The sequence below is a fragment of the Rhizobacter sp. P2_G4 genome, from assembly GCF_056403575.1.
In genome coordinates, this window is record NZ_JBFUFG010000005.1 from 442,211 (window position 1) to 455,819 (window position 13,609).

13 protein-coding genes are annotated in these 13,609 nt (G+C 65.3%); 9 read left to right on the forward strand and 4 right to left on the reverse strand.

Annotated features, from left to right (window positions below):
- Positions 1 to 49 precede the first annotated feature (49 nt).
- A complete protein-coding gene (locus AC1DYS_RS20880) occupies positions 50 to 1,120 on the forward strand; it encodes an alkene reductase (RefSeq protein ID WP_477902664.1) in 1,071 nt (356 codons plus the stop codon).
- Positions 1,121 to 1,223: 103 nt separating this feature from the next.
- On the opposite strand, the gene AC1DYS_RS20885 is transcribed toward AC1DYS_RS20880, so the two are convergent.
- Positions 1,224 to 1,994, reverse strand: coding sequence for a TetR/AcrR family transcriptional regulator (locus tag AC1DYS_RS20885; protein WP_477902666.1), 771 nt, complete (start codon positions 1,992 to 1,994; stop codon positions 1,224 to 1,226).
- Between AC1DYS_RS20885 and AC1DYS_RS20890 the strand changes: the two genes are divergently transcribed.
- Positions 1,993 to 4,272, forward strand: a complete 2,280-nt coding sequence (locus AC1DYS_RS20890) for a xanthine dehydrogenase family protein molybdopterin-binding subunit (protein ID WP_477902668.1) — start codon at positions 1,993 to 1,995, stop codon at positions 4,270 to 4,272. The genes AC1DYS_RS20885 and AC1DYS_RS20890 overlap by 2 nt on opposite strands.
- Before the next feature lie 14 nt (positions 4,273 to 4,286).
- Positions 4,287 to 4,745 (forward strand): (2Fe-2S)-binding protein, encoded by a 459-nt coding sequence (locus tag AC1DYS_RS20895; RefSeq protein WP_477902670.1) that lies wholly within the window; start codon positions 4,287 to 4,289, stop codon positions 4,743 to 4,745.
- Positions 4,746 to 4,787: 42 nt separating this feature from the next.
- On the opposite strand, the gene AC1DYS_RS20900 is transcribed toward AC1DYS_RS20895, so the two are convergent.
- Entirely contained in the window at positions 4,788 to 6,206 is a 1,419-nt protein-coding gene (locus tag AC1DYS_RS20900) for a carotenoid oxygenase family protein (RefSeq protein ID WP_477902672.1), read from the reverse strand.
- 203 nt (positions 6,207 to 6,409) lie between these two features.
- Here AC1DYS_RS20900 and AC1DYS_RS20905 point away from each other — a divergent pair, with 203 nt between their 5' ends.
- The gene (locus AC1DYS_RS20905; RefSeq protein WP_477902674.1) at positions 6,410 to 6,889 is read left to right on the forward strand and encodes a VOC family protein; all 480 of its coding nucleotides are present in this window, start codon (positions 6,410 to 6,412) and stop codon (positions 6,887 to 6,889) included.
- A gap of 50 nt (positions 6,890 to 6,939) precedes the next feature.
- On the opposite strand, the gene AC1DYS_RS20910 is transcribed toward AC1DYS_RS20905, so the two are convergent.
- The gene (locus AC1DYS_RS20910; RefSeq protein WP_477902676.1) at positions 6,940 to 7,893 is read right to left on the reverse strand and encodes a LysR family transcriptional regulator; all 954 of its coding nucleotides are present in this window, start codon (positions 7,891 to 7,893) and stop codon (positions 6,940 to 6,942) included.
- A 139-nt stretch (positions 7,894 to 8,032) separates the two neighbouring features.
- Between AC1DYS_RS20910 and AC1DYS_RS20915 the strand changes: the two genes are divergently transcribed.
- The 4 genes from AC1DYS_RS20915 (at position 8,033) to AC1DYS_RS20930 (ending at position 11,333) form a co-directional block, all read left to right on the forward strand.
- The gene (locus AC1DYS_RS20915) at positions 8,033 to 8,443 is read left to right on the forward strand and encodes a DoxX family protein (protein WP_477902678.1); all 411 of its coding nucleotides are present in this window, start codon (positions 8,033 to 8,035) and stop codon (positions 8,441 to 8,443) included.
- Positions 8,440 to 9,291 carry a pirin family protein gene (locus AC1DYS_RS20920; RefSeq protein ID WP_477902680.1) on the forward strand — a complete coding sequence of 284 codons (852 nt, stop codon included), beginning with the start codon at positions 8,440 to 8,442 and terminating at the stop codon, positions 9,289 to 9,291. Before AC1DYS_RS20915 ends, AC1DYS_RS20920 begins: the two co-directional genes overlap by 4 nt.
- A gap of 31 nt (positions 9,292 to 9,322) precedes the next feature.
- On the forward strand, positions 9,323 to 9,967 hold the full coding sequence (locus AC1DYS_RS20925) for an NADPH-dependent F420 reductase (RefSeq protein ID WP_477902682.1): 645 nt from the start codon (positions 9,323 to 9,325) through the stop codon (positions 9,965 to 9,967).
- Between the two features lie 313 nt (positions 9,968 to 10,280).
- Positions 10,281 to 11,333, forward strand: coding sequence for a serine hydrolase domain-containing protein (locus AC1DYS_RS20930; RefSeq protein WP_477902684.1), 1,053 nt, complete (start codon positions 10,281 to 10,283; stop codon positions 11,331 to 11,333).
- 383 nt (positions 11,334 to 11,716) lie between these two features.
- On the opposite strand, the gene AC1DYS_RS20935 is transcribed toward AC1DYS_RS20930, so the two are convergent.
- Complete coding sequence (locus tag AC1DYS_RS20935) at positions 11,717 to 11,947, reverse strand: hypothetical protein (protein ID WP_477902686.1); 231 nt, start codon at positions 11,945 to 11,947, stop codon at positions 11,717 to 11,719.
- Between the two features lie 8 nt (positions 11,948 to 11,955).
- Here AC1DYS_RS20935 and AC1DYS_RS20940 point away from each other — a divergent pair.
- Positions 11,956 to 13,609: DUF6055 domain-containing protein (locus AC1DYS_RS20940; RefSeq protein ID WP_477902688.1), on the forward strand; the 1,654-nt coding region annotated here is incomplete at its 3' end.

Sequence of the window (13,609 nt, forward strand, 5' to 3'; positions counted from 1 at the left end):
GCTGCAGCGCAGTTGAGCCAGGCCTTCAACAACCCAACCCGAGATCCCCATGAGCCAACTGTTCAGCACCGTCCAAGTCGGACGCCATACCCTCTCCAACCGCCTCGTGATGGCACCGATGACGCGTTCGCGCGCCGAGGTCGACGGAACCCCCGGGGCCTTGGCGGCCACGTACTACGCCCAGCGCGCCACTGTGGGCCTGATCGTCACCGAAGGCACGCAGCCCTCCGACGATGGCCAGGGCTACCTCACCACGCCTGGCATCTATACCGATGCCCACGTTGCGGGTTGGCAGCCGATATCGACCGCCGTGCATGCCCAGGGCGGACACCTCTTCATCCAACTCATGCACGTGGGGCGCATGTCCCACCCCGATAACACGCCGCACCATCGGCAGCCTGTGGCACCGTCCGCCATCGCGCCCGGTGCGCCGATGTTCACGGTGAAGGGCATGCAGCCCATCCCCGAGCCGCGTGCGCTGTCCATCGACGAGATCCGCCAGACGGTGGCGGACTTTCGACTGGCCGCACGCCGGGCCATCGAAGCCGGTGCCGATGGGGTCGAGATCCACGGCGCGAATGCTTATCTGGTCCATCAATTCTTTGCCCCGAGCGCGAACACACGCAGCGACCAGTACGGTGGATCGATCGAGAACCGAGCGCGCTTCGCCATCGAGGTCGCAGCAGCAATCGCGCAAGAGATCGGCGCGGACCGGACCGGCATTCGCCTGTCCCCCGGCGCCAAGATGGGCGGCATCGATGAGGGCCCACAAGGGCCGGACCTGTACCGCTACCTCGTCGCCGAACTCGGCAAGCTCGGTCTGGCTTACGTGCATGTGTTGCACCAGGGTGACGAGTCGCTGCTCGCGGACATCCGCCGGCTCTGGAACGGCACGCTGATCGTGAACCGGCCGGGGCGGGCGCGTGAGCAGATCGGCACCGATGTGGCTGCGGGTCTGGCCGATCTGGAGGCCTACGGCCAGATGGTGCTGGCCAACCCCGACTTCGTCGCGCGCGTGAAGACCCATGCGCCGATGAACGGTGCCGACCGCAACACCTTCTACGGTGGCAGCGCACAGGGCTATACGGACTACCCCGCGCTCAGTCCTGCAGAGGGTTGAAACCGTCCGGCGGACTGAAGACCACTCGCAGTGGCGAGATGGTGCCTGGAACGCCGGCGCTCAGAAGCGCGTGCGGACGCGCACCCAGCTGACGTGCATGCAGCTATTTGCGAGACAGGCCACGCAGCAGCAGCAGCATTCCCTCTTCCAGCTCCTGCTGGAACGGGTATCGCAATGCCGCCAGATCGGCGCGCCGAACCGCCGCGGCAGCCACTTCTCCCGGGCTGCTCAGCGGCCACAGCCCGATGAGCAGGGGCAGGGCGAAGTGGATGAATTTTTCGAACGTGGCGGCCGAGATGGCTGGCACGCAGCCGTGGAAATCGATCGCCGTTTCTCGGCGTACGGCCAGCATGCCCTGCTTGAACTGGACGATGCGTTCAGCAGAAACGTTGTGTTCGAGGATCGACGGGAAGATGCTGGTGAGTCGGCACAGCAGTGGACGGGCCGCCCAGGTGGCACTGAACGCCCGCGCGATGTGTTCGATGGTCCCGCTGCGCTTGCCGCCACGGCTCAGGGCCTTGACCAGCTCGGCGCGCCAGGCGACGAACTCTTCCACCAACACATCGAGCAGCACGGCTTCGCTGCTCTCGAAGTATCGGTAGACGTTCGACTTGGTCATCTCGGCTTTGCGCGCCAGCTCGTTGATGCCCAGGGCATGCACGTCCGGAATCTCGAGCAGCAGGGCCCTTGCGGTGTCGAGCAGGTGGCGTCGGCGCTCCTCTTTCTGCTCGGGAGAGCGCGCGCGCAAGTACGGTGATGGAGGGCTCATTCGGCGCATCTTAGAAAACCGCACAAGAGACTGATGGTCTGCTATATTGGAAACCAACGGTCTTTTATTTTGTTCAGGCGGCAGGCGCCACAGGAGTGCGGTCATGGTTACCCGAAGAACAGTGTTGCTCAGCAGTGCCGGCGTCGCGGGCGCGCTCGGTGCACTGATGGTGGGCTGGACGGCGTCGCCGCCGAAGCCGCGCCTGGTCACGACCGACCCGCTGCCGGTGGGGCCGGGCCAGTCGGCGCTGAACGGTTGGGTCAAGATCGGCGCCGACAACACGGTCGGCATCGTGATGTGCAAGGCCGAGATGGGTCAGGGCATCCACACTGGCTTGGCGATGGTACTGGCCGAGGAACTGGACGCCGACTGGGCGCAGGTTCGCGTCGAACGCGCGCCCATCGACAAGATCTACCAGAACGTCGCCGGCATGATCGATGGCCTGCCCTTCCATCCCGATGACCACGGCACGCTGAAGGCCGTCGCCGGGCGAATTACCAGCAAGGCGATGCGCGAGTTCGGCGTGATGCTCACCGGCTCGTCCTCCAGCATGAGGGACCTGTGGTTGCCGATGCGCGAGGCCGGTGCATCGGCGCGCGCGATGCTGGTGGCTGCGGCTGCAAAGCAGTGGAAGCTGCCGGCCGCCGAGTGCCGCGTCGAGGCCGGCCGCGTGCTGCACCCGTCGGGCAAGAGCGCTTCGTTCGGGGAATTGGCAGCGGCGGCCGCGAGCCAGCCCTTGCCTGAGTCCGTGGTGCTGAAGGACCCCAAGACGTTCAAGCTGATCGGCCAGCCTCGGCGCCGTCTCGACGCCGCGTCGAAGATGGACGGAAGCGCGCGCTTCGGCATCGACGTGTTGCAACCCGGCATGCAATACGCCAGTGTCGAGATGTGCCCGACGTTCGGCGGCCGCGTTGCCAGCTTCGATGCCGCGGACGCGCAAAAGCTGCCCGGTGTGAAGAAGGTGCTGGCGGTGCCGGGCCTCAACGGCGGTACCGGCGGCGTCGCGGTGATCGCTGACACGCCGTACCACGCGATGCGTGCGGTCAAGGCCGTGCGTGTCGAATGGGACCATGGCGCGGCCGCCCAGGTGTCCACCGACGAGATCTATCAGCGGCTGGCGCAATCGCTGGACACAGACGATGGCTTCGACTTCTACAAGCATGGCGACGTCGATGCCGCGATGAAGACCGCCGCGAAGACCGTCCAGGCCGAGTACCGCGCGCCGTACCTGGCCCACGCCACGATGGAGCCGATGAACTGCACCGTGCAGGTCAAGGACGGTCGTGCCACCGTGTGGGCGGCCACGCAGGTGCCCGACCTGGCGCGCAGCGCCGCGGCCAAGGTGCTGGGCCTCGCGGCCGAACAGGTCGACGTGCAGATGCAGTTGCTCGGCGGCGGCTTCGGCCGGCGCTGCGAGGTCGACGTGATCGCGCAGGCAACTTTCATCGCCCGCGAGGCCGGTGGCGTTCCGGTGCAGACGATGTGGTCGCGCGAGCAGGACATGACGCACGACTTCTACCGCCCGGCGTGCGTATCGCGTTTCAAGGCCGGGCTCGATGCCTCGGGTCAGCTGTTGGGCTGGGTGAACGCGTCGGCTGGCCAGGCCATCGTGCCGCAGGTCATCAAGCGCATGTTCGACCTGCCAGGCGCCGGGCCCGACAAGACCACCTCGGAGGGTGCCTTCGACCAGCCCTACGAATGGCCTGCGGCGCGCATTGGCCATGAAGCCATGGACCTGCCCGTGCCCGTGGGGTTCTGGCGCTCGGTCGGGCATTCGCACAACGCCTTCTTCAAGGAAAGCTTTCTCGATGAAGTGGCCAGTGCCGCCGGCCGTGACCCGGTGGCCTTTCGCGCCGCGCTCCTGGCGAAACACCCTCGGCACCTGAAGGTTCTGCAGCGCGCCGCCGAGTTGTCGGGCTGGGGCAAGCCTTTGCCTGCAGCGGCCGACGGCATCAAGCGTGCGCGCGGCGTGGCCTTGCACCAGTCCTTCGGCTCGATCGTGGCGCAAGTTGCCGAAGTGTCGGTGTCCGCCGACAAGCGCATTCGAGTTCACCGCGTGATGTGCGTGATCGACTGCGGCCTCGCCATCAACCCCAACCTCGTCCGCCAGCAGATGGAAAGCGCCATCGTCTACGGTTTGTCGGCCGCGTTGAACGACGAAGTGCGCATCGAGAAGGGCCAGGTCCAGCAGACCAACTTCCACAACCACCCCGTGCTGCGGCTCGATGAATGCCCGCTGATCGAGACCCACATCATCGACAGCGATGCGAGCCCCGAGGGGGTCGGCGAACCCGGCACGCCGCCGATCGCCCCGGCGGTGGCCAACGCCTTGTTCACCCTCACTGGCCAGCGGCTGCGCAGCTTGCCGCTGAAGTTCACCTGACCCGGAGAAGCCCCATGACCACGTTGACGATCAATCGCAAACCCGTTGAAGTGAAGGCCGAGCCCGACACGCCTCTGCTGTGGGTGTTGCGTGGTGAGCTGCAGATGACCGGTACCAAATTCGGCTGCGGCATGGCGCTGTGCGGCGCGTGCACGGTGCACGTCGATGGTGAGCCCATGCGCTCCTGCGTCACCCCGATCTCGGCGGTGGGAACCCGCGAAGTGACCACCATCGAAGGGTTGTCCGGGCCGCAGGTGGCGGTGCTCAAGGCGGCGTGGGCCGATGTCGACGTGGTGCAGTGCGGCTACTGCCAGAGTGGGCAGCTGATGACCGCCGCCGCGTTGCTGCGGCAAATTCCCAAGCCGACCGATGCGGACATCGATGCGGCCATGGCTGGCAACATCTGCCGCTGCGGTACCTATCCGCGTATCCGTGCCGCCATCCACCAAGCGGCCGGCATGCAGGCGACTTAAGGCCTGCAGTGCCTGCCTGAGTGCAACGAGCCCCTTCGCTCCCTATTGCACCGTTCCACGCCAGTTGCCGTGGAACCCCGAAGGGACTCGGTGCGACAGGTGCGCGAGGGCCACTGGCCCGGCCGATATCTGGCCTGCGTCGAAGAAGGCCAGGTCACTGCTGTTCGTCTCGGCACGCCAGATCACCGACAGCAAGAAGCCATCGCCTTCTTCGGCGGTGGCGCTTCGCGGCACGAACACTGGTTCGCCGCACTGGTCGGCAACACCTGGCCGCCATGTGCTCACGCGGCCGGTCTGGTGATCGATGTGCGCGAGGCCGTTGCGCGCGTCGCGAGTGCGGGTGTGGTCGGTGCTCGCCTGGAAATAGCCGTGGCGATAGGGCAGGCCGACGAACCGCTCATCCAGCCGTGGGAATTCGCCGGGGTGGTCGTCGAGAACGGTTTCGCTGAAGGTGTCGCTGCGGCCTGTCGGGTCGAATGTCCAGCGCACGAGTTGGGCCATCGGGTAGGTGTCGGCAATCGGCCTTCCATCGGGCAGCGGGAAGAGCGGCGCCACCTCGCACTTCATCATGTCGCAAACGATCTTGCCGTCGGGCGTGTCGAACGCATTCATCGTGTGGAACACGTAGCAGGGGTCTGCGCTGAACCAGCGCGCATCGGCCACGGAACCGCGGCGGGGTATCAGCGCAATGTGCGTGCCCTTGTCGGGCTCCCAGGCATAGGCGGGCGCGCCTTTCATGGCGCGGTCCATCGAGCCGGTCAGCGGGAAGACGGGCACGATGATCCAGTCGCGCGTCATCACGAAGTCGTGCAGCATGCTCGGGTACGGCGCCTGCAGCATCTGCGAGTTCAGCAGCCGGCCGTCGGCATCGGCAACGTGCAGTGCCACGTCCGGCGTGAAGCGGCCCTTGGCGGCGTTGCCAATGAACACCATCTCGCCGGTGACGGCATCGAGCTTCGGGTGCGCCGTCATCGGGCCGGCCAGCTTGCCGGCAAAGTCGCAGTAGCCCTTCGATGCCAGCGTGACGGGGTCGACCTCGAAGGGGGCGTGCGCTTCTTCCAGCGCCAGGAGCTTGCCGCCGTGCCACACCACGTTGGTATTGGCGACCGTCGAATTCAGCTCCACGATTCGAGGGTCTGAGAAGCGTGGTGTGCCGAACGCGCCCGACAGGCCTTCGCCTTCTGCGTGTTCAAGCTTCCACTTCGGCGTCTGCACCCAGCGGTTGCGATAAGCCACGCGACCGTTTTCCACATGGAAGGCATGCAACATGCCGTCGCCCGCGAAGAAGTGATACGGCCCGCGCGGCGCAAATTGCGGGTTGGGCCCGTTCCGGTAGAGCCAGCCGTTCAACTCCTTGGGAATCTCGCCCGTCACAGGCAGATTGGGCGCGTCGCATTCCATGTGCAGCGGTGCGTAATAGCCACGCAGAAACGGGTCGTCTGTGGGAAACGGCTTGGACATGCGATACCCCTGTGAGTGCTTGACGCGCAGATGATGTCACCAGCGATTGAAACGTCAATCGCGATCGGTGGGGTGCCAAGATCCAGGAACACCGGTTGCTGCAACAGATGCTTCTCGACGACTTCGGCCGGACGGCCGTCAACCACTGGGACGATGGCGCGGCGTGTGGCCGAGCATCCTCCCAGCTTTACAGGAGACCGAACATGCCCAGCAAGAACACCATTTGCCTTTGGTACGACGGCACCGCCGAGGAAGCGGCTCGCTTCTACGCCGAAGTGTTTCCCGACAGCTCGGTGGGCGCGGTGATGCGTGCGCCGGGCAATTTTCCGGACGGCAAGCAGGGCGATGTGCTGACGGTCGACTTCACCGTGATGGGCATTCCCTGCCTGGGCCTCAACGGCGGGCCGATGTTCAAGCACAGCGAGGCTTTCTCGTTCCAGGTCGCGACCGATGACCAGGCCGAAACCGACCGTCTGTGGAACGCGATCGTCGGCAACGGTGGCGAAGAGAGCGCCTGCGGCTGGTGCAAGGACAAGTGGGGCCTGTCATGGCAGATCACGCCGCGGGCGCTCACGGCTGCCGTTTGCGACCCCGATCGCGCGGCGGCCAAGCGCGCCTTCGACGCGATGATGACGATGAAGAAGATCGATATCGCCAAGATCGAGGCGGCGCGCCGGGGCTGAGCAAGCCTTCGAGGTGATCGGGACGATGCCTTCGTGAGGCTGCTGACGCATCAAGCTTCGTGCGAGTCCCCAGCGCAGACCGGGGCAGGGACGGGACACGGCGGCAGCTCTTCAACGTCGCTCAGCTTTTCCATCACCAGGTCGACGAACGCCGACACCGCGAGCGGCAGATGGCGCCGGCTCGGGTACAGCAGGTTCAGGCCGTGGGCGTCGCGTCGGTATTGCGGCAGCACCGGTACGAGAAGGCCTTCTCGCAGGTCGCGCCGGATCATGGTCGGTGGCAACAGGGCGATGCCGAGGCCGGTGAGCGTGGCCTTGCGCACGGCCTGCGCGGTGTTGCCGCTGAAGCGGCCGGACACCTGCACTTCTTCTTCCGCGCCATTGGGCCCGGACAAGCGCCAAAGGGTGCGGCCGCCAGAATGGGCGAAGCCCATGCAGTCGTGGTCTGCCAGGTCTTGCAGCGTGGTGGGCGTCCCGCGCGTGGCGATGTAGGCCGGGCTGGCCACCAGGCCATCGCTGCGGGCGCCCGAGATCTGGCGTGCGATGAAGCCGGAGTCTTCAAGCGGCCCGCCACGAAGCGCAATGTCGATGCGCTCGGCGATCAAATCGGACCGGGCATCGCTGAGCACGAAGTCGAGCCGAACACGGGGGTGTGCGGCCAGAAACTCCGCCACCCACTCCATCGGGAAGAAGTCGAAGAAGTCCGCCGTGGTGGCCACGCGCACCAGGCCGCTGGGTTCATCGCTGCCCGTCATCAGCTCCTGGCCTGCATCCACCAGCCCATCGACCGCGCTGGCGCAGCGCTCGTGAAAGGCTTGCCCGGCACTGGTGAGCGCGAGCTTGCGGGTGGAGCGCTGCATCAGTCGCGTGCCGAGTTCGGCTTCGAGCTGCTGGATGCGACGGCTCACGGTGTTGGGTGGCACGCCGAGGCGCCGTGACGCCTCGGCAAAGCTGCCGCTGCGCACCACCTGCACAAACATGGCGACGTCGTTGAGGTCCAGCATGAGAGATTCCTTGTGCAAATGGATGAGTGCAATCCAATTGTGCCGTCTAGTCGTGGAATGGATGGCTGCCTAAGCTTCATGCATCGGATCGTTTGGCTTCGTCCATCGCCGCAAACACGCACAAGGAACATCGCAAATCATGATCACTTCTTCCACTTCAATGACCCCCACTCGGCGCCGCGTCGTCTGGGGCGTTCGCATCCTCCTGGCACTCGCATTCGGTGCGGCTGGCGTGGCCAAGCTGGCTGGCGCGCAGCAGATGGTCCAGGTGTTCGACGCCGTCGGCTTCGGCCAGTGGTTTCGCATCGTGACCGGTGTCGTTGAACTGGCCGGTGCCGTGCTGCTGCTTGTGCCTGCGACCGGCTTCTTTGGGGGCGTGTTGCTGCTCGCCACCATGGTCGGTGCCGTCGCGACCCATCTGATGCTGATCGGCGGCAGTCCGTTGCCCGCGCTGGTGCTGGGTGCCCTGGCGGCATTTGTTGCCTGGCAGCTGGTGCCGGCACGGGATGATTGGATCAAGGCACTCAAGCCCGCAAGGAACGCAGCATGAACACGGCTGTGGCTACGCAAACGCGCGCAATCGTCCACCGCACCCGCGGCGCGAAGCATGGGCCGATCACGCGGCTCATGAGCCCCGGCGATCTGGGCGAGATCCTGAAGCCGTTCATCTTTCTCGACCTGTTCAGCTTCGAGCCGATAGGTGAGCGCCAGGGCTTCGGCATGCACCCGCATTCCGGCATCGCCACGCTGACCTTCATGCAAGAAGGGAACGTGCGCTATGAAGACACGACCGGCAAGGAAGGGGTTCTGGTCAGTGGCGGTGTCGAGTGGATGCGCGCTGGTGGCGGTGTGTGGCACACCGGCGCACCGGTCGACAACGAACCGGTGAAGGGCTTCCAGCTCTGGGTTGCCCTGCCGGCCGCTGAAGAAAACGCGCCCGCTGAAAGCCTGTACCTCGCGCCTTCACAAGTGCCGCAAGAAGGTCCGGCGCGCGTGCTGCTGGGCCACTACGGTGGTGCGCAGAGCGCCATCTCGGCGCCCTCGGCGATGAGCTACCTCGCTGTCCACCTGCACGACGGCGAGCGCTGGCGCTACACACCACCTGCCGGCCACACGGTGGCATGGGTCGCGGTCGATGCCGGGCAGCTCACCGCCGGGGGCTCGGTCAGCGCAGGCGAGCTCGCGGTGTTCGAAGAGTCCGGCCAGGCCATCGACTTCGTGGCGCAGGGCGATACGTCGTTCGTGCTGGGTTCGGCGGTGAAGCACCCACACGACCTGGTGACCGGCTACTACTCGGTGCACACGAGCAAGGCGGCTCTCGCACAGGGTGAAGCCGAGATCCGACGCATCGGCACGCGCTTGCGGCAAGCGGGCAAGCTGCCCAGCCGTCTTTCCTGAAACCATTCATTCATCAGAAGGCATGACAACAATGAGCATCGGCATCATCGGCGCGGGTGGCCTCGGTTCCAAGGTGGCGCGAGCGCTTGCGAAGAAGGGCATTTCGGCCACGATTTCCAACAGCCGCGGGCCGGCCTCGCTGGCACCTCTGATCGAGGAAGTTGGGCCCACCATCAAGGCCGGCACCTTGGCAGAAGCGGCGGGTGCCGAGATCGTTCTCGTCGCCGTGCGGTGGGTGGACCTTGGCAAGGCGCTGCGCGGCCTGCCGGCCTGGAACGGCCGCATCGTCATCGATGGCACCAACCCGGTTGAGTTTCTCGACCCCAATTCGCCCGATGCGAAGGACCCTAGCAATCCGCTCGCGGCCTATGGCATCAAGGCGATCAATCTCGGCGGTAAGTATTCAACCGAAGTGTTCCGCGAGTTCGTGCCGGGCGCGCGCGTCGTCAAGGCCTTCAACCACCTCGATGTGCGGGTCCTGGCGCAGCCCGAGGTGTCAGGTGGCCAGCGCGTGCAGTTCTACTCTGGCGATGACGCCGCAGCGAAAGCCGAAGTCCGAAAGATCCTCGAGGCGATCGGCTACTTCCCGGTGGACCTCGGGTCGCTCGCCGTCGGCGGGCGGCTGGCAGAGCTTCCGTTCGGCTCGCTTGCTTCGACGAACTTTATCAAGATCTGAGAGCGGTGCCCGTTTGTCTCTCCGACGATCGGGCACCCTGATGAACAACGCCCGGCGGTGACCAGAGCGTCAGGTCACCGCAACCGCATTGCGCGGACAGCGTTGCGTCATAGAACGTAGCAGAGCGCTCCAGGTTCGTAACGCCAAATGAGATGTGATGCAGCATGTACCGAGCGTTCTGACGCGATGTGAAGGTCGCGCAGTCTGCCAGAGGTACACGTGAAGGCATGGGCCGTCGCGCCACGGTTCGATATGCTCGCCCGCTCGCCATCCATGGCTGTCGCTCCACAGAGCATCAACACATTCATCTGGCATGAGCCTCGAACTTTCTCAATTGCTTGGCGGTTTTGACGGTGCTGTCGACCGCCTGTGCAGCGAACACACACCGGATGGGCCGGGCTTCAGCGTGTCCCTGGTGGTTGACGGCCAAGCGCTTCGATGCGTGCACCATGGCATGGCTCACCTCGAATGGCAGCAAGGGCTGGATGGAGGGACACGCTACTACCTGGCCTCCGAGTCCAAACCCTGGGTGGCCGCATTGGTGCTCGACGCGGTGGCGGCGGGCAGGCTGGACCTGAACACCGATCTCCGCCCGAGTCTTCACGCGGTGCAGTCTTGCGAGCAGCCCGTGTGTGCCGGGCATCTGCTGCGTCATACCAGCGGCATCGACGACTACCTGTTCTTGTGGGGCACACAACTTGGGCGCCATAACAACGATGTGGTCACGCAACTGCAGGCGCTCGACTTGATCAAGCGGGCTGGCGACGTTTCATTCGCACCCGGATTGCGGCACGACTACAGCAACAGCAACTACGTGTTGTTGGCCGAGTGGCTGGAGCAAGACGCCGGGTGCAGCTTGGCTGAGCTGGCACGCCAGCGATTCTTCGAGCCATGGGGTTTGCGAAACACCAGCTTCGAGAACCAGCCTTGGCGTGTGCTGCCGCGCCGTGCGCGCAGCTATGCCCGAATCGAAAAAGAACCTGATGCTTGGCAGGAGCTCCCAGTCGCGCTCGCCACCTGGGGCGACGGTGGGCTGTGGTCCACGCCGGACGATCTCAACTTGGCTGAAGCTCATTGGCTGGAGGACTGGCGCCGCCACGGAAAGGACAGCATGCTGGCTCGCAGCATCGCCGATGACGATCGCTTTGGTCCCGCCGAGGAACCCTATCGTTTCGGGTTGGAGCTGCTGAAGCAAGGCGGTCATCAGTTCATGTTCCACGGAGGCGCCTATGCAGGCTTCTCTTCGCTGGTGCTCCGCTGCCCAGATCAAGGCGTCGCTCTCGTGCTGATGAGCAATGCCGCCGGGATCGATGCCTCGGCCGCTACATGGTTGAAGCTTCTATGGAGCTTCGATCCCGTCGGTTGAACGGCCTTGCCTTTGTTTGCAATGTCTCTTGATCAAGAGGGGTCCACCCGTTAATGGGGTTAGACGTTCGGTTGCAAATGCGCATATCTCGCGCATAACTCCACTCCGGTCGCATCGCAGAATCGCGCCGCTTTCACTCCTGAGCGCTTGAGGCGTTGCAGGGCGAGGGCGCGTTCAACAACGATCGAGGGGAGAGAAGATGCACATGAATCGCATGAAGCCCGTTGCAGTTGCTGCTGCCATCGCGGGCAGCATGATGGCCACTCCGGCATTCGCCGCCAATTGGCCCAGCGGCTACACGTTCTGCGCCAACGAGCGCGCCACCTGCGCCGTGGGGGCAAGCCCTCGATCGGTGTCTTACGGTGCCAAAGACAAGTGGGTCATCAAGAAATTGTCTGGAAACATCGCGTGTACGAACGCAACTTTTGGTGACCCGATCGTCGGCACGAAGAAGGCTTGCGCGATCGGTCCGGCATCCGCCCCAGCTCCGGCTCCCGCACCAGCACCAGCACCAGCACCAGCACCAGCTCCTGCTCCTGCTCCTGCCCCTGCACCTGCACCTGCACCTGCACCTGCACCTGCACCTGCACCTGCACCTGCACCTGCACCTGCACCCGCCCCAGTGGTCGACCAAGGCACCAGCCTGACCACCTGGGCCACCGGCACCCCCACCAAGCCCACCGTGACCCCCGGCACCTGGCGCGCAGCCGGCCCCAACCCCGAGCAATCCGGCTTCAGGCTCGTCAAGGAATCCGCCCACTTCGCCTTCTACTCAGACGAAGCCGTCTCCGACGCCGACCTGACCCTGGCCGCCAACACGCTGGAGAACACCGTCTGGGAGAACCTGTTCAACGCCAACCTGCTGATGCCCGAGCCGTTCTTCAACAAGACGGACAAGATCAAGCCCGCGGTTCACATCCACTCCGGCTGGGGCCTGACCGGCGGCGCCTGGGTCGACCCCCAGGGCAGCCTGCACCTGGGCATGTGGATCGCCCCCGGCGCCCTGAAGGACCACTGGGGCCTGACACACGAGTTCACCCACGGCTGGCAGTCCTGGAGCAACTACAACGGCGGCCTGGCCTGCAACCAGTCCAACACCTGCGGCTGGCTCTTCGAGAGCCACGCCAACTTCACCCCGCACCAGCTGCCCGAGTACCAGAGCAACGTGCACTGCTCCGAGATGCTGCCCAACGCCCCACACCTGTACCTGGGCTCGAGCCGCGACCGCTACTGCAACTGGCAGTTCATGGAGTTCCTGAAGGACAAGCACGGCCCCGAGGCCGTCACCCAGGTGTGGACCACCGCCGGCGCCGACCCGCTCACCAACATCCAGAAGTCGCGTGGCTGGAGCCTGTCCCAGCTGAACGACTTCCTGGGTGACTGGGCCATGCACAACGTGGTCTGGGACTACAAGGCCACGCCCGATTCGTTCCGCAGCACCTACGGCAACATCACGCTGACCGACCGCGCCGAGCGGATGCACCGCCTGATGCCACTGGAAGCCCTGGACGCCAACTGGGCGACCAACCGCCGCTTCGCCGCCCCGTTCTACGGCGCACCGCAGCGCTTCGGCTACAACGTCGTGCGCCTGTACCCGACGAGTGGTGCCACCACGGTGACGGTCAAGTTCCGCGGCATCGACCAGGCCGGCTCGGACGCCGACTTCCGCTGGGGGCTGGTGGCCACCAACTCGCAGTTCACCTCGGCGCGCTACAGCGGCCYGCAGAAGGGGCTGGATGCGAACCTGACCTTCAAGGTCAATGCCGGCGAGCCGCTGTTCCTGGTGGTGACGGCCACGCCCTCGGTCTTCAAGACGGTGGTCTGGGACCAGGCCTACGGCACGATCTGGCGCTACCCGTACATGATCGAGCTGGCCAACGCCTGGCCACAGGGGTTCCAGAACGGGCAACGGGACAACTGTCCGTCGGGGACGGTGCGGCATGCCAACGGTGGCGGTTGTGCGCCCACCAGCATCCCGGCGAGCGTGTTCGTCGGGCCTTACGCGACGATCCTGCCGGGCGGCAATGCGTCAGGCAGTGCGCGCATCGAAGACCAGGCCATCGTGGCGAATGGGTCGGTCACCGGCGGCACAGTGGGGGGCTTGAGCGTCATCGGGGTGAGCGGCAGTCCGTGGGGCAACAACGCCTTCACGGTGTCGGGCTCGGCGCAGGTGCGCACCACGTTCTACCCGCTGGGCTTCTTCGAGCCGAACCAGGGGGCGTCGGGCACGCTGAACCTGGTGGGGGATGTGGAGTACCGGGGGACKGGGTTGAATC